The 22,816-nt window shown below is 69.4% G+C and carries 21 protein-coding genes and 2 tRNA genes; 10 read left to right on the forward strand and 13 right to left on the reverse strand.

The window, feature by feature from the left end; all coding sequences use genetic code 11:
- The 4 genes from QWJ90_RS12215 to QWJ90_RS12230 form a co-directional block, all read right to left on the reverse strand.
- A complete protein-coding gene (locus QWJ90_RS12215) occupies positions 1-1,707 on the reverse strand; it encodes a DHA2 family efflux MFS transporter permease subunit (protein WP_290108124.1) in 1,707 nt (568 codons plus the stop codon).
- A gap of 102 nt (positions 1,708-1,809) precedes the next feature.
- Positions 1,810-3,273, reverse strand: a complete 1,464-nt coding sequence (locus QWJ90_RS12220) for a protein adenylyltransferase SelO (protein WP_290108125.1) — start codon at positions 3,271-3,273, stop codon at positions 1,810-1,812.
- Between the two features lie 63 nt (positions 3,274-3,336).
- Positions 3,337-3,410 (reverse strand) — tRNA-Ile (locus QWJ90_RS12225).
- A 14-nt stretch (positions 3,411-3,424) separates the two neighbouring features.
- On the reverse strand, positions 3,425-4,510 hold the full coding sequence (locus QWJ90_RS12230) for a DMT family transporter (RefSeq protein ID WP_290108220.1): 1,086 nt from the start codon (positions 4,508-4,510) through the stop codon (positions 3,425-3,427).
- A gap of 66 nt (positions 4,511-4,576) precedes the next feature.
- On the opposite strand from QWJ90_RS12230, the gene def reads away from it, so the two are divergent.
- The 3 genes from def to QWJ90_RS12245 all read left to right on the forward strand — a co-directional run bounded on the left by def (position 4,577) and on the right by QWJ90_RS12245 (position 7,833).
- Positions 4,577-5,143 carry a peptide deformylase gene (gene def / locus QWJ90_RS12235; protein ID WP_290108126.1) on the forward strand — a complete coding sequence of 189 codons (567 nt, stop codon included), beginning with the start codon at positions 4,577-4,579 and terminating at the stop codon, positions 5,141-5,143.
- Positions 5,144-5,273: 130 nt separating this feature from the next.
- The gene (locus QWJ90_RS12240) at positions 5,274-5,798 is read left to right on the forward strand and encodes a septum formation family protein (protein ID WP_290108127.1); all 525 of its coding nucleotides are present in this window, start codon (positions 5,274-5,276) and stop codon (positions 5,796-5,798) included.
- 73 nt (positions 5,799-5,871) lie between these two features.
- Positions 5,872-7,833 (forward strand): glycoside hydrolase family 15 protein, encoded by a 1,962-nt coding sequence (locus QWJ90_RS12245; RefSeq protein ID WP_290108128.1) that lies wholly within the window; start codon positions 5,872-5,874, stop codon positions 7,831-7,833.
- A 4-nt stretch (positions 7,834-7,837) separates the two neighbouring features.
- On the opposite strand, the gene QWJ90_RS12250 is transcribed toward QWJ90_RS12245, so the two are convergent.
- From QWJ90_RS12250 to arsB, 4 genes are all read right to left on the reverse strand, one after another.
- Positions 7,838-9,199, reverse strand: a complete 1,362-nt coding sequence (locus tag QWJ90_RS12250) for a glucose-6-phosphate dehydrogenase (protein ID WP_290108129.1) — start codon at positions 9,197-9,199, stop codon at positions 7,838-7,840.
- Positions 9,200-9,311: 112 nt separating this feature from the next.
- Positions 9,312-9,707, reverse strand: a complete 396-nt coding sequence (locus QWJ90_RS12255; RefSeq protein WP_290108130.1) for an arsenate reductase ArsC — start codon at positions 9,705-9,707, stop codon at positions 9,312-9,314.
- Positions 9,704-10,705, reverse strand: a complete 1,002-nt coding sequence (locus QWJ90_RS12260; protein ID WP_290108131.1) for a metalloregulator ArsR/SmtB family transcription factor — start codon at positions 10,703-10,705, stop codon at positions 9,704-9,706. Before QWJ90_RS12260 ends, QWJ90_RS12255 begins: the two co-directional genes overlap by 4 nt.
- Positions 10,702-11,781: an ACR3 family arsenite efflux transporter gene (gene arsB / locus QWJ90_RS12265; RefSeq protein WP_290108132.1), complete on the reverse strand. Its 1,080-nt coding sequence runs from the start codon at positions 11,779-11,781 to the stop codon at positions 10,702-10,704. Before arsB ends, QWJ90_RS12260 begins: the two co-directional genes overlap by 4 nt.
- Positions 11,782-11,867: 86 nt before the next feature.
- Here arsB and QWJ90_RS12270 point away from each other — a divergent pair, with 86 nt between their 5' ends.
- Positions 11,868-12,596: a B3/B4 domain-containing protein gene (locus QWJ90_RS12270; RefSeq protein WP_290108133.1), complete on the forward strand. Its 729-nt coding sequence runs from the start codon at positions 11,868-11,870 to the stop codon at positions 12,594-12,596.
- A gap of 90 nt (positions 12,597-12,686) precedes the next feature.
- Here the strand turns inward: QWJ90_RS12270 and QWJ90_RS12275 are convergent, their stop codons facing one another.
- From QWJ90_RS12275 to QWJ90_RS12285, 3 genes are read right to left on the reverse strand one after another with little or no spacing between them, the layout of a single operon-like run.
- A complete protein-coding gene (locus QWJ90_RS12275; RefSeq protein WP_290108134.1) occupies positions 12,687-14,024 on the reverse strand; it encodes an ABC transporter substrate-binding protein in 1,338 nt (445 codons plus the stop codon).
- A 43-nt stretch (positions 14,025-14,067) separates the two neighbouring features.
- Positions 14,068-14,961, reverse strand: coding sequence for a carbohydrate ABC transporter permease (locus QWJ90_RS12280; protein ID WP_290108135.1), 894 nt, complete (start codon positions 14,959-14,961; stop codon positions 14,068-14,070).
- 10 nt (positions 14,962-14,971) lie between these two features.
- Positions 14,972-15,946 (reverse strand): carbohydrate ABC transporter permease, encoded by a 975-nt coding sequence (locus QWJ90_RS12285; RefSeq protein WP_290108136.1) that lies wholly within the window; start codon positions 15,944-15,946, stop codon positions 14,972-14,974.
- Between the two features lie 139 nt (positions 15,947-16,085).
- On the opposite strand from QWJ90_RS12285, the gene QWJ90_RS12290 reads away from it, so the two are divergent.
- The 6 genes from QWJ90_RS12290 (at position 16,086) to QWJ90_RS12315 (ending at position 21,572) form a co-directional block, all read left to right on the forward strand.
- Positions 16,086-17,303, forward strand: a complete 1,218-nt coding sequence (locus QWJ90_RS12290) for an ROK family transcriptional regulator (RefSeq protein ID WP_290108137.1) — start codon at positions 16,086-16,088, stop codon at positions 17,301-17,303.
- Positions 17,300-18,262, forward strand: a complete 963-nt coding sequence (locus QWJ90_RS12295) for an ROK family protein (RefSeq protein ID WP_290108138.1) — start codon at positions 17,300-17,302, stop codon at positions 18,260-18,262. The genes QWJ90_RS12290 and QWJ90_RS12295 overlap by 4 nt, the downstream gene beginning before the upstream one ends.
- Complete coding sequence (locus QWJ90_RS12300; protein WP_290108139.1) at positions 18,259-19,272, forward strand: Gfo/Idh/MocA family protein; 1,014 nt, start codon at positions 18,259-18,261, stop codon at positions 19,270-19,272. The genes QWJ90_RS12295 and QWJ90_RS12300 overlap by 4 nt, the downstream gene beginning before the upstream one ends.
- On the forward strand, positions 19,269-20,285 hold the full coding sequence (locus tag QWJ90_RS12305; protein WP_290108140.1) for a Gfo/Idh/MocA family protein: 1,017 nt from the start codon (positions 19,269-19,271) through the stop codon (positions 20,283-20,285). Before QWJ90_RS12300 ends, QWJ90_RS12305 begins: the two co-directional genes overlap by 4 nt.
- Positions 20,286-20,440: 155 nt before the next feature.
- Positions 20,441-21,037 (forward strand): pyridoxamine 5'-phosphate oxidase family protein, encoded by a 597-nt coding sequence (locus QWJ90_RS12310; protein WP_290108141.1) that lies wholly within the window; start codon positions 20,441-20,443, stop codon positions 21,035-21,037.
- Positions 21,038-21,110: 73 nt separating this feature from the next.
- Entirely contained in the window at positions 21,111-21,572 is a 462-nt protein-coding gene (locus QWJ90_RS12315; protein WP_290108142.1) for a DUF3817 domain-containing protein, read from the forward strand.
- A gap of 287 nt (positions 21,573-21,859) precedes the next feature.
- Here the strand turns inward: QWJ90_RS12315 and QWJ90_RS12320 are convergent.
- Both QWJ90_RS12320 and QWJ90_RS12325 read right to left on the reverse strand, forming a co-directional pair.
- Positions 21,860-21,932 (reverse strand) — tRNA-Asn (locus QWJ90_RS12320).
- A 91-nt stretch (positions 21,933-22,023) separates the two neighbouring features.
- A complete protein-coding gene (locus tag QWJ90_RS12325) occupies positions 22,024-22,806 on the reverse strand; it encodes an ATP-binding cassette domain-containing protein (protein WP_290108143.1) in 783 nt (260 codons plus the stop codon).
- Between the last annotated feature and the right edge of the window lie 10 nt (positions 22,807-22,816).

The following is a 22,816-nucleotide window of genomic DNA, read 5'->3' on the forward strand; positions in this document are numbered from 1 at the left end:
TCAGCGCCCGCGCTTCCGATCCTCGCGCTCGAGAACCGTGGTGGACCCGGTGGAGGGCGCCTGCTCATCGCCGTTCACGATGCGCAGCGTGCCGGTGCTCGCACCGATCTCGGCCTCGGAGACCTCGATCGCGGACTCCTCGGCCTGGTCGCGCAGCTGATCGCCGGCGCTCTTCGTCGACAGCGGCTTGTTCTTGATGAACGCGATCGCGATGATCGAGATCACGGCGAGTGGGATGGCGATGATGAACGCGTCGGCGATGCCGTGGCCGTAGGCGCCCTCGACGATCGCGCGGATCGTCTCGGGCAGCTCAGCCACCTTCGGCACGTCGCCCGAGGCGAGGCTCTGCAGGGCGGCACCCTCGGCCTCGGTCGTCGGCGTGAAGTCGCCGAGTCCGTCGGAGATGTAGTTGCCGACGCTCGTCGACAGCATCGAGCCCATGATCGTGACGCCGATGGTTCCCGCGATGGTGCGGAAGAAGTTCACGTTGGACGACGCGGCGCCCAGCTGCCGCGGGTCGGTGTCGTTCTGCACGATGAGCGTGAGGTTCTGCATGACCATGCCGAGGCCGGCGCCGAGCACGAACATGTACACGGCGACGATGACGAACGGCGTGTCGTAGCGCAGGGTCGACATCAGGCTCACACCGACGGTGGCGAGCACCGAACCGGTGAGCATCCAGCCCTTCCACTTGCCGAACCGGCTCACGAGCTGGCCGATGATGATCGACGCGCCCATCTGGCCCACGATCATCGGGATGGTCATGAGGCCCGATTCCGTGGGGGTGGCGCCACGAGCGAGCTGGAAGTACTGAGCCAGGAAGACCGACGTGGCGAACATCGAGACGCCGACGGCGATCGACGCGATCACGGACAGCGTGAAGGTGCGGTTCCGGAACAGCGACATCGGAACGATCGGCTCCTTGACGAAGAACTCGACCGCGACGAAGCCCGCGATGGCGACACCGGCGACCACGGCGAGGGTGATGCTGGTGGCGGAGTCCCAGTCGAACTCGCTGCCGCCCATCGAGACCCAGATGAGAAGCGTCGACACGCCCACGGCCAGGAGCACGATGCCGAAGTAGTCGATCGACACCTTCCCGCGCTGCGGCTTCGGAAGGTGCAGGGTGAACTGCAGCAGAACGAGCGCGACGAGTGCGAACGGGACGCCCACGAAGAAGTTGGAGCGCCATCCCCACACGTCGGTGAGGAGACCGCCCAGCAGCGGGCCGCCGATGGTGCCCAGCGCCATGATGCCGCCGACGACACCCATGTACTTGCCGCGCTCACGGGGCGAGATGATGAGGGCGACCGCGATCATCACGAGCGACATCAGGCCGCCGACGCCGATGCCCTGCAGCACGCGGACGGCGATCAGCATGTTCGTGTCGGTCGAGAAGCCGGCGATGACGGTGCCGGCGCTGAACAGCACGAGCGAGATCTGGATGAGGATCTTGCGATCGACGAGGTCGGCGAGCTTGCCCCAGATCGGGGTCGACACGGCCGTCGCCAGGAGGCTGGCGGTGATGACCCAGGTGTACTGCGACTGGGTGCCGCCGAGGTCGGCGATGATGACCGGCATCGATGTCGAGACGACGGTGCCGGAGAGGACGGCGACGAACATGCCGACGATGAGACCGGAGAGTGCGGTGAAGACTTCGCGGGCGGAGCGCTGGGCTTCCGCAGGCGGTTGTGACGAGTTGCTCAAATCGAGACGCTCCCAGGTGAAAGTTGATAGACCTCAACTATACGCCTTTAGTTGAGATTGAGCAACTAACCGTGGGGATGGCCGTCGCGACGCGGGCGCGGGTCACGTTCCGCAGAAGGTTCGGTACTTCCCGAAGCTCTCCGGGGCCGGCTCGGCGTAGCGCTCCAGCCCCGTGCGCTCGGTGTAGGGGCGCGTCACGGCGTCGACCAGTCTTGTCAACGGCTCCAGGTCGCCCTCATCGGCGGCCGCGAGGGCCTCCTCCACCAGATGGTTGCGCGGGATGTAGATCGGGTTCACCGCGTCCATCGCGTCGGCGTCGGGCGCGAGCGCCTGCCAGCGCTCCGCCCACGCATCGAACCCGGCCAGATCGATGAAGATCTCCCGGGCGGGCTCGGGGCGTCCTCGCGCCGCCTGGCCGAGCCGGCGGAAGAACGAGGTGAAGTCGACGCGGCTCCCCTGCATGAGCGTCAGCAGGTCCTCCAGCAGCGGAACGGCGACGGCTTCCTCGAGGTCATCACGGAGCCCGAGCTTCGCGAGGAAGCCCGAGGTCCAAGCCGCGCTGTATTGCGGCACGAACGTGTTGAGCGCGTCCTGGGCGAGTGCGATCGCCTGCTCGCGATCGTCATGGATCGCCGGAAGCAGCGCCTCGGCGAACCTCGCGAGGTTCCACCCAGCCATCGCCGGCTGGTTGCGATAGGCGTAGCGGCCGGCGAGGTCGATCGAGCTGTAGACCGCTGCGGGGTCGTATGCGTCGACGAACGCGCATGGCCCGTAGTCGATGGTCTCCCCGGAGATCGTCATGTTGTCGGTGTTCATGACTCCGTGGACGAAGCCGACGTGCATCCACTGGGCGACGAGTGACGCCTGGGCAGAGAGCACGGCGTGGAGGAGCGCGAGCGGGCGGTTCTCCGCCTGCAGCAGCTCCGGATGGTGCCGGTCGAGCGCATGGTCGACGAGCCGACGAAGGAGTTCGAGGTCTCCGCGCGCCGCGGCGTACTGGAAGCTGCCGACGCGCAGATGGCTGCTCGCCACGCGAGCGAGCACGGCGCCCGGCAGCACGGTCTCGCGGTACACCTTCTGCCCCGTCGCAACCACGGCCAGCGAGCGCGTGGTCGGGATGCCCAGCGCGTGCATCGCCTCGCTGACGATGTACTCGCGCAGCATCGGACCTTGAGCCGCCATGCCGTCGCCGCTGCGGGAGAAGGGCGTCGGACCCGACCCCTTCAGATGGATGTCCCGGAGTCGCCCACCCGCGTCGGCGATCTCCCCGAGAAGGAGGGCGCGGCCATCCCCCAGCCGCGGCGAGTAGCCGCCGAACTGGTGTCCGGCGTACGCCTGCGCGACGGGAGTCGCCCCCTCGAGATCGAGGGCGCCGGTCAGGAACCGCAGCCCGTCCTCGTCGCGAAGGAATGCGGGGTCAAGGCCCAGCTCGGTCGCGAGCGGCTCGTTCAGCACGACCATCCGCCGGTCGGGGAAGTCCTCGGCCCGCCACGGAAGCGCCATCTGGGGCATCTCGCGAGCGAAATGGTTCTGGAGAGTCACCGTGGCCTGCAGGGAGCCGCTCATGCACCCACGATACGACCGCCCGTGCGCGGAGGGGCGGGATCAGTCGGGACCATCAGAGAACGGTAGGGCGGGTCGGACTTGAACCGACGATCGTTGGGTTATGAGCCCACTGCCTTAACCAGCTTGGCCACCGCCCCGTAAGGGTTCGAGCCTATCGCGGCTCCGGTGATGTCCCCGTCTCGTCGTCATCGCGCACGATCCGGCGCGAGAGCAGGTCGTCCGGGTCGCGCGCGGCGCGGAGGTCGTCCAGCCCGGAGGTCGGCACGGCGGCCGCGGGGCTTCCTCCGGACCCGCGCCGGATGTTCAGCTCCTGGCTCTCGCTCAGCACCTGCGGATGGTGACGGGCGAGCAGGATCACCCCGAGGGAGGCGACCGCGCCCATCACGACGAACACGATGATCGCCCACAGTGGGGCATTCGCGGCCTCACCGAGCACGATCGCGCCGATCAGCACGGCGACGATGGGATCGATCACGGTGAGCCCTGCGATGACGAGGTCGGGCGGGCCGGAGGCGTAGGCGGTCTGCACGAAGTACCCGCCCGTGGCCGCCGCCGCGATGAGAGCCACGACGCACAGCGCGACAGTCCAGTCGAGGTCGCCGGCCTGGATCCGCTTGATGACGATCTTGGCCAGCGTCGCGACGAACCCGTAGAGCACCCCGGCGGCCGTGATGTAGAAGAGCGCGCCGATGTGCCGTCGCAGGATGAGCCATGCTCCCCCGAGCAGGATGATCACGACGAGCAGGATGGCCAGGACGACGAGGAGCTCGAAGTCGCTGATGCCGCGCTCGGTCGCGAACAGCGCCGCCACGAGCACGAAGATGAGGATGCCGCCGAGACAGAGCCCGATCGCCGTGAGGGAGTTGCGAGTGGGCGTGTGCCCGGTGATCTGCGCGTTCAGCAACGTGGTGATCACGAGCGAGATCGCACCGAGCGGCTGCACGACGATGAGGGGCGCCACCGCGAGCGCGCTCAATTGGCAGACGATCGCCATCCCGAGCAGGAGCGTCCCGGCGATCCACGACGGCCGCGTCAGCAATCGCAGGAGATGCGAGACGGCGAGCCCCGCGCGCCCTTCCGATCCGGCGAGGGCCTCGACCTTCTTCACGCCGCGGCTCTGGTACTGCGCGCCGATCGACATGAACACGGCGCCGGCGATCGCGAGCGGGATCCCGAGCAGCAGCCCGGGGTTCTCCAGAGCGCCCACGAGCTGCTCTCCGACGCCCGTTGCGGCCATGGTCTCCGCTGCTCCCCAGGTCACGCCCCGAGACTACCGCCAGGACGCGCCGACTACCCTGAAGGGATGGCCGTTCTCCCGATCCGCATCTGGGGCGATCCCGTCCTGCACTCCCCCGCGTCGCCCGTGGAGGACATCACCGACGACATCCGCGCGCTCGTGCGCGACATGTACGAGACGATGGACGCCGCTCCCGGGGTCGGTCTCGCCGCCCCGCAGGTGGGCGTGCCGCTGCGCATCTACACGTACACGTACGAGGACGATGACGGAAACCCGTGGCGCGGCGAGATCCTCAACCCCGAGCTCTGGATGGTCCCGATCGAGCCGGGCGACCCGGATGAGGACCTCGAGTCGGAGGGGTGCCTCTCGTTCCCCGGCGAGCGGTTCCCGCTGCGTCGCTCCGATCGCGTCGTGGTGACCGGCGTGGATCTCGAGGGCGCGCCGGTGCGCATCGAGGTCGACGGCTGGCGCGCGCGGATCATGCAGCACGAGTTCGACCACCTCGACGGCGTCGTCTACGTCGACCGGCTCTCCGACCGCGACTGGAAGACCGCGCAGAAGATCTCGAAGAAGCGCGGGTGGGGCCGACCCGGCGTGAGCTGGATGCCGGGCGTCGACGACCTCGACGCGTGACGCGCGCCCGCCCATACCCTCTCGTTTCGCCATGCGCGACTTTGCGCGACAATCGAGGCGGCGCGTAGCGTTCCGCACGGGTGCGAGCCGCCGAATCTCGCGCCGGTTCCCGCACTCAGGAGATGTACCCATGACTCGCACGAACCAGGGCCGGCGCCTCCTCGTCGCCTGCGCCGCTGTCGCCCTCGCCTGCTCGCTGGCGGGCTGCTCGAGCCTGGCGAACGCCCTCAACGGCGGTGCGGCATCCGACGACGAGACCCGGGAGGCGGTCGAGGGCGGCACCGTCGACGCGTTTTCCGTCGAGATCGGCGACTGCATCGCCAATCCCGGCGATGGCGAGATCACCGAGATCGAGGTCGTTCCCTGCGACGAGCCGCACGACGGCGAGGTCTACGACGAGGTGCGGATGGCCGATGGCGAGTGGCCGGGCGCGGTCGCGGTGGGGAACGCCGCAGAGGAGGGGTGCGTCGCGAAGTTCGAGGACTTCATCGGCATCCCCTACGACGGCGAGCCCGAGTCGTCGGTGTACGTGCAGTTCCTCACCCCGGTCGAGGAGACCTGGAACGACCCCGACCTCGAGGACCGCCTCATCTCCTGCGTCGTGTACATCCCGGGTGAGAAGATCACCGGCACGCTGCAGGACTCGCGCCGCTGACGCGGCCATAGAGGTCGTGCGCGCGCCTGGCAAGGCCGCGCCGGATGGCCGTGGCCGGCCCTAGCGTGGACGCATGGCCTCTTCAGACGGATCCATCGCGCATCACACGACCCCGATCGAGGACTATGCCCTCGTCGGCGACATGCACTCGGCCGCGCTGATCTCGCGCGACGGCAGCATCGACTGGCTCTGCCTGCCGCGCTTCGACTCGGAGTCGCTGTTCGCCGCGCTCCTCGACAGCGAGAAGGCGGGGCGCTGGTCCCTCGCGCCGGCGGAGGGCGGCGCCATCGCGGAGCGCGAGTATCTGCGCGACACCTTCGTGCTGCGCACGCTGTGGCGCACGGACACGGGCGAGGCCGAGGTGCTGGATTTCATGCCGCTCGGCGACAACCGCCCGAACCTCGTGCGCCGCGTCCGCGGCATCAGCGGCACGGTCCGCTTCGCCGAGCGCTATGCCGTGCGCTTCGACTATGGTTCGGCGGTGCCGTGGGTACGGCAGATCGAATACGGCGACCGCCCGGCCATCCTCGCCACCGCGGGCCCGGGAACGGTCATCCGCCGCGGGCCGCGCGTGCGTGCGCAGGGCCTCGAGCACGTCGGGGCGTACGACGTGGCCGAGGGCGAGACGGTCGACCTCGTGCTCACCTGGTACCCGTCGCATCGCCGGCCCCCGCAGCCTCTCGACGTCGACGCCGCACTCGAGCAGACCGTGACGTGGTGGCGCGACTGGGCCGATCGCAGCGACCCGCCCTCGCCCTACGACCAGGCCGTGCGCCGGTCTCTGCTCGTGCTGCGTGCGCTCACCGACGAGGACACCGGGGGCATCTCGGCCGCCGCCACGACGAGCCTGCCGGAGACCGACGGGGGCGAGCGCAACTGGGACTACCGCTACGTCTGGCTGCGCGACGCCGCGCTCACCATCGCCGTGCTCCTCACGCACGGATACCGGGAGGAAGCCGAGGAGTGGCGCGGATGGCTGCTGCGCGCGATCGCGGGCGATCCGGCCGACGTGCAGATCATGTACGGCATCGGCGGGGAGCGCCGCCTGGCCGAGTTCGAGCTGCCGGAGCTCGCGGGCTATGGCGGCGCGCGCCCCGTCCGCGTGGGCAACGGCGCGTACGAGCAGACCCAGTGGGACGTGTTCGGCGAGGTGATGGTGGCCCTGCACGGGGCGCGGCTCGCGGGCCTCGCGGAGACGGCGGCCTCCTGGCCGCTGCAGCACGCCCTGCTCGACTTCCTCGCGGAGAACTGGCAGCGCCCCGATCACGGCATCTGGGAGATCCGCGGCGAGCAGAGGCACTTCACCCATTCGCGGGCGATGGTGTGGGCCGCCTTCGACCGCGGCGCCCGCGGGGTGCGCGAGTTCGGACTCGACGGCGACGCCGACCTCTGGCAGGATCTCGCCGACCGCCTGCGTGAGGAGATCCTCACCCGGGGCTTCGATGAGCGACGCGGAGCGTTCCGGCAGCACTACGACACCGACGAGGTCGACGCCGCGCTGCTGCAGCTGCCGCAGATCGGCTTCATCGCGCCCGACGACGAGCGGATGACGGGCACGGTAGCGGCGATGGAAAAGGACCTCATGCAGGATGGCCTCCTGCTGCGATACCGCACGTCCTCCGGCGTCGACGGGCTGAGCGGCGAGGAGCACCCGTTCCTCGCCTGCTCGTTCTGGCTCGTCGAGCAGTACGCCGCATCGGGGCGCCTCCACGACGCGGAGGAGCTCATGGAACGTGGGCTCGCCGCCGCGAACGACGTCGGCCTCCTCGCCGAGGAGTACGACCCCGCGCGCAGCCGTCAGATGGGCAACACGCCGCAGGCGCTCTCGCACCTCGCGCTCGTCCGCGCCGCCGACGCCATCGCGGCCGCGCGGCACGGGCGCGAGGAGGAGGCGCCCGGCGTGCGCGGCGAGGACGAGGCGAAGGCGGCCGACGGTGCGCCCCCGGCGCAGATGGCGGACGGCACGGAGGCGACGCCCGAGGAGGCGCGCCAGGATGCCGGGACCGACCTGCCGGAGCGAGACCCCGAGGAGTGACCGCTCAGCGGTCGGCGGCGCCCCAGCCCTCGGGCCCGGTGCTGCCGGCCGCGTAGTCCTCGAGCGATACCTCTCCCGCGCGCCAGGCGGCGAGGACCGGCTCGACGATGCGCCAGCACTCCTCCGCGACGTCACCGCGCACCGACAGCAGCGGATCGCCGTCGAGGATCCCCTCGAGCACCTGCCCGTACGGCAGGAGGTCGCCGAGGTCCTTGTCCGTCGTCAGCGAGGTCTGCTCGATGGTGAACGGGTCGCCGCTGCCGTTCATGGTGAGCGCAAGCGTCACCTCGCCGGACTTGAGGTTCATGGTGATGCTGTCGCTGCGGGGCTCACCCGAGAAGCCGGGGATGTGCGGTGCCGGTCGGAGGTGGAGCGTGACCGTCGTGATCTTCTTCGCCAGCGCCTTGCCCGATCGCAGCGTGAACGGCACCCCGCGCCAGCGCGGCGTCTGCACCTCGCAGGTGAGCTGCGCGAGCGTCTCCGTCTCACGGGACGGATCGACGCCCTTCTCGTCCACGTAGGAGGGGAGCGGCCGCTCCCCCACGGTTCCGGCCGTGTACCGGCCCCGCTGCGAGGACGCGACGGGGTCGCCATCCCACACGCGAGTATTGCGCAGCACCTGCGCGATCGCCGAACGCAGCTCGACGTGGTCGAGCTTCGGCATCGGCTCCATCGCGACGAGCGCCAGCACCTCGAGGAGGTGGCTCTGCAGCATGTCGACGAGCGCGCCGGCGTTGTCGTAGTAGCCGCCGCGCCCCTCGAGGCCCAGCGTCTCGTCGTAGACGATCTCCACGCGCTCCACGTCGCCCGCGCGCCACGCGGCATCCATCACGCGGTTCGCAAAGCGCAGGCCGAGGAGGTTCAGCACCATCGACATCCCGAGGAAGTGGTCGATGCGGAAGATCTGCTCCTCGGGCACGAGCAGGGTGAGCTGGCGGTTGAGGCGACGCGCGGTCTCGAGGTCGACGCCGAACGGCTTCTCCAGCGCGAGGCGAGTGCCCTCGGGCAGGTCGACCTCTCGCAGCGCCTCGCAGACGCGCGCGGTGACCTGGGGCGGCAGCGCGAAGTAGATGACCGGCGTGTGCGCGCACGCCTCGAGCAGGCGCCGCATCTCGTCGGGCTTCGTGACGTCGGCCGGGATGTACGACGTCTCCCCCAGCTTGGCCGGGTCGCCATCGACCGTCGCGAAGCTCGACGCGACGATCTCCTGCCATTCCTCGCCGGATCGGTCGTCGAGCCCCGCGCCGATGACCTGCACGTCGTAGTCGCGTCGGTTCAGGAGGCTCGCGAGGCCCGGAAGCAGCAGGCGCTTCGTGAGGTCGCCGCCCGCGCCGAGGATGAGGATGCTCGTGCTCGTCTTCGCCATGCGTCGACGGTAGCGATCGGGTAGTTGCTCGGTCGAGGGCTTGCGTCGTCGCGCGGGCGGGACCATGATCCCGCTCCGGTGGCGGGACCATGATCCCGCTCCGGTGACGGGATCAGACGAGCTCGTCGACCAGCTGCGCGATCCGTGAGCGGATGTCGTCGCGGATCGGGCGCACAGCCTCGAGACCTTGACCCGCCGGGTCGTCGAGCTTCCAGTCCTCATAGCGCTTGCCGGGGTAGAACGGGCAGGCGTCGCCGCACCCCATGGTGATGACGACGTCGGACGCCTGCACCGCCTCGGTCGTGAGGACCTTCGGCGTCTCCGCCGTGATGTCGATGCCGAGCTCCGCCATCGCCTCGACCGCGACGGGATTGATCTGGTCGGCGGGCATCGACCCGGCCGAGCGCACCTCGATGCGGTCGCCGGCGAGGTGGCGGAGGAATCCGGCGGCCATCTGCGAGCGGCCGGCGTTGTGGACGCACACGAAGAGGACGGAGGGCTTGGTCATGCGGTCGCTCCAGGGTCAGAGGCGGGAAGAAGGGTGTCGAGCAGGTGGGAGACGCGGCGGGCGATATCGTCTCGGATGGCGATGGCGCCGGCTTCCGAGGCGAGCGCCGGGTCGCCGACGGCCCAGTCCTCGTACCGGACGCCGGGAATGACCGGGCAGACGTCGCCGCACCCCATCGTCACGACGACGTCGGCCGCGCGCACCGCGTCGTCGGTGAGGGGCTTGGGGAAGCGATCGGTATCCGCGCCCGCGATCTCCGCGAGGAGCGGCCGCACCGTCGCGTGGATGTCGGCCGCCGGGTTCGATCCGGCGGAGCGCGCGATGACCCGCCCGTCCGCCTCGCGATCGAGCATCGCGGCGGCGAGCTGCGAGCGGCCGGCGTTCGCCACGCAGACGAACAGCACCTGCGGAACGCCGGCGCCGCGGTCGCGGGCGATGTCGCTCAGGCGCTGGCGGGCGAAGCGCTCCGTGAGCGCCAGCAGGTCGCTCGTCACGTGCGCCGAGCGGGCGAGCGACGTGTACGACTCGCGGACGATCACGGTGACGAGGTCGGCGCTGAGCGACGGATGGGCCTTCGCCAGCTCTCCCGCGAGCCGCGCGAGCGCGTCGTCGACGTCCTCGAGCCCGCGGTACTCGACCGGAGCGGGTGCGACCGCGACGGGGGCGAACGACTCCAGCAGCGCCGTCACGGCGGGGCGCAATCGCGTCGCGACGCGATACCAGACCCAGGTGCCGCGGCGCTCAGCGGTCACCATGCCCACGTCGCGCAGCACCTTCAGGTGATGCGAGACGGTCGGCTGGGAGACATCGGCGAGCGCCGCGAGGTCGCATACGCAGGACTCGCCGCGCGGGTCGGACGCGATGGCGGAGAGCATCCGCAGCCGGAGCGGGTCGGCCAGGGCCTTCAGCGTCGGCGCAAGCGCCGCCGCGGCGTGCTCGCCGATGGCGTGGGTGGGCACCGGCGAACAGGTGTTCATCGGGATGGCCGCGGTGCTCATGTGCGCGTCCTCTCGATCTCCGGTTCGACGGGCCGGCGAGGGTCGACACCGAACCACGCGCGCGCCGCCCACAGGGAGACGTACACGAGCCCGACGAGGACGGGGACCTCGATGAGCGGCCCCACGACGCCCGCGAGCGCCTGACCCGAGGTGGCGCCGAAGGTGCCGATGGCGACGGCGATCGCGAGCTCGAAGTTGTTGCCGGCCGCGGTGAAGGCGAGCGTCGACGAGCGGGCGTAGCCGAGCCCGAGGGCGCGACCGGTGAGCAGGCCGCCCAGCCACATGATGGCGAAGTAGGCCAGCAGCGGCAGCGCGATCCGCACCACGTCCCACGGGCGGTCGATCACCCGCTCCCCCTGCAGTGCGAACAGCAGCACGATCGTGAAGAGGAGGCCGTACAGCGCCCACGGTCCGATCTTCGGAAGGAAGCGCTCCTCGTACCACTGCCGTCCGCGGCGGCGCTCCCCCAGCCACCGCGACGCGAAGCCCGCTGCGAGGGGCACGCCGAGGAAGACGAGGACGTTGAGGGCGATCTCGCCCACGGAGACGTCGAGGCCCTCTCCGCCCAGCCCCAGCCATCCGGGGAGCACCTCGAGATAGAACCAGCCGAGGAGCGAGAAGGCGGCCACCTGGAATACCGAGTTGATCGCGACGAGGACGGCCACCGCCTCACGGTCACCGCACGCGAGGTCGTTCCAGATGACGACCATGGCGATGCAGCGCGCAAGTCCGACGATGATCAGTCCGCTGCGGTACTCGGGGACGTCGGCGAGGAAGATCCACGCCAGCGCGAACATGAGAGCGGGCCCGACGACCCAGTTGAGCAGGAGCGAGGAGACGAGCAGCTTCCGATCCCCGGTGATCGCGGCCACCCGGTCATAGCGGACCTTCGCCAGCACGGGGTACATCATCACCAGCAGGCCCAGCGCGATGGGCAGCGAGAGCCCGCCGACCTCCAGGTGCTCGAGCGCCCCGCCGACGCGGGGCAGGAAGTGTCCGATCAGGAGTCCAGCGGCCATCGCGAGGCCGATCCAGGTCGGAAGGCCGCGGTCGAGCGCGGAGAGGCGGGGACGCACCGCCCTTTCGCCGTGTAGAGGCACGCGTCTACATTGACGGGCGTCTATGCAGAATGCAACTCCGCGGCATCGATACTGTGCTCCATATGGACGAGAGGCGAACAGTCATCGGGAACGACCACCTGCTGCGGCAGGCGCACGTGGACGCCGATGTCTTCGCACTGCGCGCGGACTACCGGGCGCTGCTGATCGTGGCCGAGGGCATCGAACCCGGCCCGAGCGACACGGAGAGCGAGCAGCTGCTGACCGAGGCCGAGGCGCTCGCGCGGGAGGCCCTGAAGCGGGGCCCCGTGGAGGAGCTGCCCCATGTCGCCGCGTGGCGCGACGCGTACCGCGCGTTCGGGGCGAAGCCGCAGCGCACGCGGAACAGTCTCGAGGCGCTCACACGCCGGGCGGAGACCGGCCTGCCGCGCGTGAATCGTCTGACCGACATCTACAACGCGATCTCGGTGCTGCATCAGATCCCGCTCGGCGGCGAGGATGCGGACCGCTACGTCGGCGCACCGCAGCTGCTGCGTGCGTCGGGTGACGAGCGGTTCGACACCGTCGCCGGCGGTGAGCTGACCGAGGAGCATCCCGACGCCGGCGAGGTGGTGTGGGCCGACGACGCCGGTGTCACCTGCCGCCGGTGGAACTGGCGACAGGGGCGCCGCACGCAGCTCACCCGGGAGACGACGTCAGCGCTCTTCATCCTCGACGTCCTCGCACCGGTCGACGACGACGCCCTCGCTCGCGCTTCGGAGCAGCTCCTGGCGCACCTGACGCGGCTCGGGCCATCCGTTCGCACCGCGCAGCGGCTGATCGCGGCGGACTGACCCCGGGACACGCGCTGCGAGACTGCGAATCGTAGAAGCGGCTCCCGAGGTGCGCCCCACGGCGCGACTCGGGAGCCACTTCGTCAGGAATCACTCAGCCGCGTCCAGGATGCTCTGGGCCTTCTCAGCCGCAGCATCCAGAGCCTCCTTCGGGGACGCAGACCCCATCATGGCGCGCGTGAGCTGCTCGCTCAACGCGTTGCTGATCTCCGCGTAGGTCGTGATCGACGGGCGCGCCTGCGCATACGGGAGCTGCGACACGAAGACGTCGATGCGCGGGTTTTCCTCCAGGTACGCCTGCCACGTCTCGTCTTCCGACGTCGCCGTGTTGGTCGGGAAGTATCCGCTCGCGATGTCCCACTCCGCCTGCACGCTCGGGGACATCCAGTACTGCAGGAACTCCCAGGCGCCCGCCTGCTCCTCCTCGCTGCCTTCGAGGATGTAGGAGTTGTCCGTGCCGAGGTTCATCGCGGGCTCGTCGATGCCGGGCACCGCGAACACGCCGACGTTCTCCTCGCCCAGCGCCTCATCGATCGTGGCGAGGTTGTAGGCGCCGTCATACGCGATGGCCACCTTTCCCGCCGTCAGGGCGGCCGTTCCGCCGTTGTTGGTGTTGGAGAACAGCGTCTGCGGGTATGCGCTGCCGGACTCGATCAGGTCTGTCCAGGCAGTGAGCGCCGCGACGCCCTCGTCGCTGTTGAACAGCACCTCCGTGTTGTCCTCGTTCAGGAACTCTCCGCCCGCGCTCCAGAGGGTGGACTGCCAGGTGAAGACCGGCCATTCGCCCGAGCTGATCGGCAGGTAGATGCCGTATCGGCTGGTGCCGTCGGTGAGCTTGGCGGCGACGTCGGCGAGCTCCGCCCAGGTCTCCGGCGTCTCGGTGATGCCGGCCTCTTCGAACATCGCCTTGTTGTAGACCATCGCGTAGTTGCCGGCGTCCGTCGGGATGGAGTACTGCTCGCCGTCGAAGATCCCGGTGGAGAGCATGCCCTCCGTGATGTTCTCTCGGCTCAGCGAGGAAGAGGGGTCATCGAGGAGGTCATCCAGCGGCACGACCGCCCCGGTGTCGATCAGCTGACCGAGGTTCTGCGGTGTGCCATCGCCGAGCACCAGGTTCGGTGCCGTGTCGGTCTTCACCGCGTTGATGAGCTTCGAGGTGAACTGGTCCGACGGAGCGCCGAACTGCCCGGTGACGACGTACTCGTCCTGCGACTCGTTGAACCGATCCACCAGCTCCTGCGCCTTGGTGGCCGACGTGTCCGTGTACGTCCACCAGACACTGATCTCGGTGGCGCCGCCTTCTCCGCCGGACTCGTTGCCGTTGACGGAACCGCCTCCGCACGCGCTGAGCGCGAGCACGAGCGTGCCGGCTCCGGCCAGTCCGACGACCGCACGGGGGCCGCGGGAGACCCGATGTTTCGACTGCATAGTTCGTCCTTTCGATTGCTGTGTGGCTTGCCTGCCGGGGGGATCAGCGCAACCCGCCCGCGAGTGCGGACACGATGCGCTTCTGGAAGATCAGGAACACGACGAACACCGGCAGGATGGCCAGCGTGGACCCGGCCATCAGCACGTTGAAGCTCGTGGCGGCGTTCGTGGACTGCAGCTGTGTGAGTCCGACGGGAACGGTGAAGAAGTCCGGCGTGGTGACCGCGAGGAACTGGAAGAAGAAGTTGTTCCAGTTGTAGACGAACGAGAGGACCGCGAAGGAGCCGATCATGGGACCGGCCATCGGCGCCATAACGGACCAGAACCGGCGCCAGATTCCGGCCCCGTCGACGCGGCTCGCATCCTCGATCTCCCCGGGGAAGTTCGAGAAGAACTGGCGGAAGAGGAACGCCCCCAGGATCGACGGGATGTTCGGCACGATGAGGCCCTGGAAGGAGTTCATCCATCCCAGCGAGGAGATCAGCGTGATCAGTGGCGTGAACACGACCTCGAAGGGCACGAGCATCGCCGCGAGGAGGATGACGAAGATCACGTTCCTGCCGCGGAAATGCAGACGCGCGAACGCGAAGCCCGCAGCCAGACTGGTCAGCACCTGCCCCGCGGTGGTCGCCACCGCGACGACGACGGAGTTCAGGTAGTAGCGGCCGAAGGGCGCGACTTCGAAGACCTGGAGGTAGTTCTCGAAGTGCCACTCGCGCGGCAGGAAGGTCGGCGGGAATGCGAGCGCTTCCGCGGAGGACTTGAAGCTCGTCAGGAGCATCCAGACGAAGGGGCCGAAGAACAGCACGGAGGCGACGATGAGAACGGCGTGCCTGGCGAGGGCGGAGCCGTGGCGATGCCACCGACCGGGCCCGCGCCCGTATGGGCGCCGGGGACGGATGACGGCGGCGGTCGCCGGAGATACGTGCACGGTCATGGCCGGCCTTTCAGATGAGTTCGACGGGCTCGCGGCGGCTGAGGACTCGCAGTTGGATCACCGACACGATGATCCCGACCGCGAGCAGGACCACGGCCGCCGCACTGGCGGATCCGCCGTTGAAAAAGACGAAGCCCTGCTGATAGATGAAGTAGAGGACGGTCTCGGTCGAGCGCAGCGGCCCTCCCTGCGTGAGCACGTAGACCTGCGTGAACACCTGAAGGGCGCCGATCACGCCGGTGACCGCGAGGAAGCCGGTGGTGGGCCCGACCAGCGGCAGCGACACCGAGAAGAACCGACGGATCGGCCCGGCACCGTCGAGCTTCGCCGCCTCGTAGTAGCTGGGCGGGATGGCGCTCAGGGCGGCCGAGTAGATGATCATCGAGTAGCCGACGCCCTGCCAGACCGAGAAGACCATCACACTGATCAGCGCCCAGGGCTCGGTCGTCAGGAAGCCGATGGGGGGTACGCCCAGTGCCGAGAGCACTCCGTTCACCACGCCGCCCAGCGGTGAGAGGAGGTAGCTGAAGATGAGGGCGCTGCCGGCGACGGGAGCGATGTAGGGCACGAACAGAAGCGCGCGGTAGATCGAGCGCCCGCGGAAGGGCTGCGCGAGCAGAGACGCCAAGACGAGCCCGATCGCGAGAGTCAGAGGGACGACCACGGCGACGTACATCCCGGTGTTGCCGAGCGCTCGCAGGAAGTCGCCGGCGCTGACGAGATCGGCGTAGTTCTGGAACCCGACGAACGCCCCGGCATCGCCGGAGGCCGGGTTCCAGCTCGTGAAGCTGTACCCGACCGTCTGCAGCAGGGGCCACAGGTAGAAGATCGTCAGCAGCACCGTGGTGGGCGCGATGAAGAGATACCCCGATCGACCTTCCCGTCGCTGCAGAAGGCTCGAGGTGTTCGCGCTGTTCCCTCGCGCGGGGTCTCGAGGCTTCTCGGCTGCCGTCCGGCGCGGAGGTGCGTCTGTCGCGTTCGCCATGTCACTCCAGTCAGTCGTCCTCGGCTGAGGTCGACGGCGATGTCGAGCGGGATGCGGCGCGCATCCTCGGCCTGAGCTTAGAAAGCGCTACTTCGAAAGTCAACATACTTAATTCGAGGATCGAACGTATAGTGGTGACATGCGCGAAGACGAGCTCGACTACAGCCCCGGCTCGGTGGGTGGGATCCTTCAGGCCATCCGCGGCGGAGGAGTGGTGTCTCGCTCTTCGCTCGCGCGGGCCACAGGGCTCGCCCCTTCCACCGTCTCCCTCCGAGTGGACGCCCTGATCGACCTCGGCCTCGTCCGAGAAGGCGGCGAAGCCGCTTCCCGAGGGGGACGACGCCCCAGAGAGGTCTCGCTGGATCCGCGAGCGGGCTTCGTCGCCGCCGCCGAGTTCGGTGCCAGGCACGTGCGCCTCGCGCTCAGTGACGCGACGGGCGGCGTCCTCATCGAAGCCGATTCCTCCGACGGCGGACTGCCGCCGCTGCCGATCACCGAGGGACCGGAACCGACGGCGCGTGCTCTCTGGGACGGGATGATGGACCTCGCCGCCCGAGCGGACCTCGCCCCGGAGCGCTTTCTCGGTGCCGCGATCGGCATCCCCGCCCCGGTCGAATACCGCACCGGGCGGGTGACCACACCCTCGTTCATGCCGAGCTGGCACGGGATCGAGCTGCCACGGGCGTTCGCGGAGCTGACGGATCGCCCGATCGTCGCTGAGAACGACGCGAATCTCATCGCCTTGAGCGAGACGGTCGGCGCCGCGCCCGGACACGGCCGCCATCTGTTCGCCGTGAAGCTCGGCAGCCGGATCGGAAGCGGTCTCATCTGGAACGGACGTCTCTACCGCGGATTCGGGGGCGCCGCGGGCGAGATGGCGCACACCGGTGTCTTCGGTGAGGCCGCGCTGCCCTGCACCTGCCCGGTGCCCAACTGTCTCGAAGCGGTCGCCGGCGGAGGTGCGCTCGTCTCGCGCCTCAGGAACCTCGGCTTCGAGGTCGAGAGCACCGCGGATGTCGTGGAGCTCGGCGCGGCGGGAGTTGCGGAGGCCGTCGCGGCTCTGCGCGGCGCAGGCGCGCGCATCGGTGAGGTCATCGGATCGATGGTGAACCTGCTCAACCCTCGCGAAGTCGTGCTCGCCGGCACGATGTCCCAGTCGACGCCCCTTGTAGCCGCGATCAAAGCCGAGGTCTTCCAACGCGCGATTCCGACGGTCACCGAGCATCTGCAGATCCAGACGACGCGCCACCCACGAGACGCAGGCATCATCGGCGCCACGGAGCTCATCCTCGGGGAGGTCCTCGCCCCATCCCGGATCAATGCTCTCGCCGCCAGCTACTCCCGAGCCGCTTCGTGATCACCCTTCTCGAGTCGGTCGACGTACGGCCTTCGACTGTCATCGCGGTCGACGTCGGGGGGACCATGGTCAAGGGGGCGCTGGTGCGCGGCGGTGCGATCGTCGCGCGCGCCGAACGGAGCACGTTCCACCACGCCGCGGGCGCGATGAGCACCATCGAGCTGGTCGTCGATGAGCTGCTGTTCACGAGCGATATGGCAGGCAGCCGCGCGACGAGCATCGGCGTCGCATGCCCGGGCAGCGTCCATGCCGGGAGCGGCCGCGTGCGGAACGCCGTCAATCTGGGATGGGAGGACGAACCGGTCGCGGAACGGCTTCGCGCAACCTTCTCGCTTCCCGTCGCGATCGATCACGACGCTCGTGCAGCGGCGCTGGCGGCCGGGGCATCCGCCGGGCTGGATCGGCCCGACACCGGTCCTGCTGTGTTCATCCCGATCGGCACGGGCATCTCGGCGTCGCTGCTTCTCGACGGCGTGCCCCTCACCGGTGCCTCCGGCCGCGCCGGCGAGTTCGGCCACATGCGCGTCGTCCCACAGGGCGAGCTGTGCGCCTGCGGGCAGCACGGCTGCCTGGAGGCGTACGCCTCCGCCGGCGGCATCGGCCGCAGATACCGCGCGGCGGGCGGGAGCGCTCTCCTGACCACCGAGCAGATCGTCTCCGCTCGCGCGCACGACGCGGTGGCGCAGCGGGTGTGGGACGAGGCGATCGACGCACTCGCCACCGGGATCACCGCTGTCACCGCCCTCTTCGACCCGCTGTGCATCCTCCTGGGCGGCGGCCTGTCACGCGCGGGCGACGCGCTCCTGCTCCCCGTTCGCGAGGCCGTAGGCCGCAGCTTGGCCTGGCGCCCTCTCCCCTCCATCCAGATCTCGGCGCTCGGTCCGGACGCGGGCCTTCTGGGCGCCGCGCTCTTGACGCGCGCGTTGCGCACCACCTCACAGAACCAGGAGATGACATGAACGATGACAGACCGGTGATCGGCATGATCGGTGCCGGCATGATCAGCCGCGCGCACATGCCGGGCTTGCAAAGACTGGCGAGGGAGGTGCTCATCTACAGCGTCGAGGGCGCGGAAGACGTCGCGGAGACGTACGGCGGGACAGTGGTTGCCACGTTCGAGGAGCTGCTGGAGCGCTCCGACATCGTCGACATCGTGACTCCCACCTTCACCCACTACGACCTCGTGCGCCGGTGCCTCCTCGCGGGCAAGGACGTCATCGTGGAGAAGCCGATCGCGCTCACGCAGGAACAGGCGACCGAGGTCGTCCGCCTGGCTCACGATCTGGGCCGCCGGCTCTTCCCCGCGCATGTCGTGCGCTACTCCGCTCCGTACGCGCTTGCGAAGGAGGCCGTGGACGCGGGCGAGATCGGGGAGGTCGCAGTCATGCGATTCTCGCGATCGGGCTCATTCCCGACGAGGACACCCTGGTTCGCGGATGCTGAGAAGTCGGGCGGGGTCTTGATGGATCTCACCATCCACGACGTCGACGTCGCGCGATGGATCGCCGGCGACATCGTCCAGGTTTACGCGACGCTGCGCCGTGCCGGAACACCTGAGCAGCCGATGGAATCCGCTCATGTTCTCCTCACGCATGTCAGCGGCGCGATCACGCACTGCGCGGGTCTCTGGGGCCCCGCGCATCTCCCCTTCGAGACCGAATTCAGCATCTCGGGAACCGGCGGGACCCTGGCGCATTCCTCCCGCGCGGAGTCGGCGGTCGTCAGCACTGTCGCGGCTGACGACCTGGACGCCGGCCTCATGCCTGTGGTCGACCCGCAGGAGGATCCGTACGGTCTCGAGCTGGCGGACTTCGTGGCGGGGATCCGCGGTCGGCGCGAGACGCGAGTGACGGCCGAAGACGGATTGGACGCGGTGCGGGTGGTGAGTGCTGCCTGGGAGTCTGTTCGCAGCGGCCAGCCGGTGACGCTGGCGCCCACGATGAGCACGACAGCGAGGAGCGCGACGTGAAGATCGGGATCATGTCCTTCGCCCACACGCACGCGTCGACGTACGCGTCGCTTCTGCGAGGCAGAGACGATGTCGAGCTGCTCGCGGCGGATCCAGGAGGTCATCGAGCCAACGAGCTGCGCGGACGAGCGCTCGCGGAATCGATGGGTGTGCCCTACGTCGACAGCTACGAGGAGCTGTTGGAATGGGGACCTGAAGCGGTCATCATCACGAGTGAGAACGCGAAGCATCGCGAGCTCGTGGAGATCGCGGCCGCCGCCGGCGCGCACATCCTCTGCGAGAAGCCGCTCGCTACGACCTGGGCCGACGGGCAGGCGATTCAAGCCGCTGTCGAGCGCAACGGGGTGCTGCTCATGGTCGCCTATCCCGTGCGATTCGCATCGGACTTCGCTCGGCTCCGCACCGAGCATGACGCGGGCTTGCTCGGCGAGATCGTCTCCATCCGAGGCAGCAACAATGGCAAGCTCCCGCTCGAACGCTCGTGGTTCACGGAACCAGAGCTCTCCGGCGGCGGCGCCCTCGTCGATCATGTCGTCCATATCGCGGACCTCATCGAGGCGCTGACCGGCGCAGAACCCGAACGAGTCACAGCCGTCTCGAACGCGATTCTGCACAGTGAACGAGCGCGCGCGGAGACAGCCGGGCTCGTCACGATCGAGTACGCCGACGGCATCGTCGCCACCGTCGACTGCTCCTGGAGTGTGCCGGAGAGCGCGCCGACGTGGGGTGGCGTCAGGATCTCGGTCGCCGCCACCCGCGGCACGACAGAGCTCGACTTCTTCGGTCCTGCGGTGCGCGGCATCGACGCGCTCACCGGCCGTCCTCTGGTGCGGCCATACGGCCCGTCCCTTGACGAGACGATGCTCGGAGCCTTCCTGACCGCCGTTCGCGCGGGACGTCAGCCCGAGGTGTCGCTGCAGTCGGGACTGCGCACGCTCTCGATCGTGCTCGCCGCTCAAGAGTCCGCCCGGACCGGCACGTCGGTGGCCGTCTGCGCGATGACCAGCGGATGACGCCTCGCTCGCTCTGCCCGCGAGGCTGAGGCAGATGGCGCACGCGGGGGTCGAGCATCGCCTCGGCTCCCGCGCGCATCGTCTACCCGGGATCTTGCCCTCGCACCGCGCGGGCGGTTGACTGGGCGCGACGACCGAGAAGCGGAGGCAGCACGATGAGTGACGACGCGGTCTCGCCGCAGCGCGACGGAGCGCAGCGACCATCCGATCGAACCGCGTCGCAGTCGCAGCGGATGGCCGACAACAGCGGATCGAAGCTCACGACGGCGGAGTGCTGGCACCTCGTCGAGAGCCGGAACCTCGCCCGACTGGCGGTCATCCGTGCGGACGGGACCCCCGACCTGTTCCCCATCAACTACACCGTGCACGCAGGCAATGTGTATATGCGCACCGGATCAGGTGGGAAGCTCCGCAACCTCACCGCCCATCCGGCCGTCGCGTTCGAGGTCGACGGGGTCGACGACACGCATCACTGGAGCGTGGTGATCCGCGGCACCGCCACGGAGATTCAGATCGACTCCGAGGTCGCGGCCTCGGGCGTGCGGGCTGTCTCGACCGCCGACCCTGCGCACAAGCCCCACTTCGTGCGCCTGAACGCGACGAGCATCACCGGCCGCCGATTCCCGAAGGATGCGCGTCGGGCTGCCGCGCCCCCAGGCGCTCGGCACGACGCTCCCCTGCCGCCCGTCCCGCCGGCCGGGCCCGGCAAGCCGCAGCCGATCCCGCACTTCCCGCCGCCGCCCAGCTCCTGACCGTCATCGGCGGGCATCGACCGGATCCTCAGTCACCGCTCTCTAGCCTGAGGGGAGCCGACCGAGGAGAGCCGTGTTCCAACGCCCTGCAGCCCTGTTCCGCACCCTGGCGATCGCCGAGGCGATCTCCTGGACGCTTCTGATCGCGGGGATCGTGCTGCGAGCGATCACCGGAGAGGCAAGAGGCGTGTCGATCGGCGGAGCCGTGCACGGCTTCGTGTTCCTCTCCTACGGCGCGGTCGTGATCCTGGTAGCCATGAATCAACGCTGGAGCGTCGGGCGGTTCGCAGTCGCGCTCCTCAGCGCCGTGATCCCCTACGCGAGCGTTCCCGTGGAGGTCTGGCTGCAGCGCTCGCGAGCGCTCGACGGCGGCTGGCGCACGTCAGCCGGCACGGACCCGCGGGATGCGACCTGGCACGACCGGGCGCTGCGGGCGGTGCTGCGCCATCCGGTTCTGTCCGGCGTCGGCGCCGTGCTCGTCGTCGCGGTCGTGTTCGCCGCTCTCCTGCTGGTCGGCCCGCCCGGCGGCCGATGACATCCGCGAGCAATCGCCGAATGCTGGCCCATAAGGCGAGAAGCGCACCACCGAGCCCACCGACCCGAACTTCGGTGGTGCCCGACTCGTCGAAAGACGGCCCATAAGGCGAGAAGCGCACCACCGAGCCCACCGACCCGAACTTCGGTGGTGCCGAACTCGTCGAATGACAGCTCATAAGGCGAGAACCGCACCACCGAGCCCGAGGGCGCGCGAGCCCGAGGGCGCGAGGCCATCATCTCCCGGCAAAGGGAAAGGGCCCGTCCGGTGGACGGGCCCTTCGAAAGCTCCCCGGCTTGGACTCGAACCAAGAACCTGCCGGTTAACAGCCGGCTGCTCTGCCAATTGAGCTACCGAGGATCACTCCTCACCCCGTGGCCGGGGCAACTCCCCTAGCGTAGCAAACCGGCGCGGCCAGACGCCAAACCGAGCCGCGCACGCGGGCGTGTCGTCACGCGACGAGCAGCGTCTCGGTGCTCTTCGTCCCGGGCGTCCACTCCAGGCGCTGAGAGTCCCCGACGGCGACGACGTGCCCCGAGCGCAGGATCAGTCGATCCGCGGACAGCTCGCGAGCGAGATCCGGATCGTTCGTGACGAGCAGGGCGGCCATCCCCCACTCCTGCTGCCGACGGCGGATGGCATCGAAGATGACGTGGCGCACTTCCAGCCCGATGTTCGCCATCGGCTCGTCGGCGATGAGCACGCGGGGGTCGAGGACGAGGGCCCGCGCGAACGCGACGCGCTGCCGCATGCCGGCGCTCAGCTCGTACGGGAACTTCGAAGCGGCGCCCAGCGGCAGGTGCATCTCGTCGAGCAGCGCGGCGACGCGGACGGCCAGCGCCCGCTGGTTCACGCGACGGTCCCGCGAGGTGATCGGCTCGGTGATGACCTCCGACACGGTCAGGCGCGAGGGCAGACCCGAGCCGCCGCCCTGCGGCACGTATCCCGACCGGTAGGTGAGCACGCGATGCGCGCGCCCCGGGTGACGTACCGAGATCCCCGTGACGAAGGCGTCGCCGCCGCTGACGGCGATGGACCGGTCCCGCGTGCCGGCGAGCACCGAGGCGAGACTCGACTTGCCCGACCCCGTGGGCCCCGCGATGCACAGCGTGCCGCCGACCGGCAGCGTCGCGGTCACGCCGTCGACCGCGCGGATGGCGTGGCCCTTCCCCGAACGCGCGACGCTCAGATCATCGCAGCGGATGGCGTTCTCGGTGTCGTCGGGTACGCGCATCTTCCCATCC

The organism is Microbacterium oryzae (assembly GCF_030406385.1).
GTDB lineage: Bacteria > Actinomycetota > Actinomycetes > Actinomycetales > Microbacteriaceae > Microbacterium > Microbacterium oryzae_A.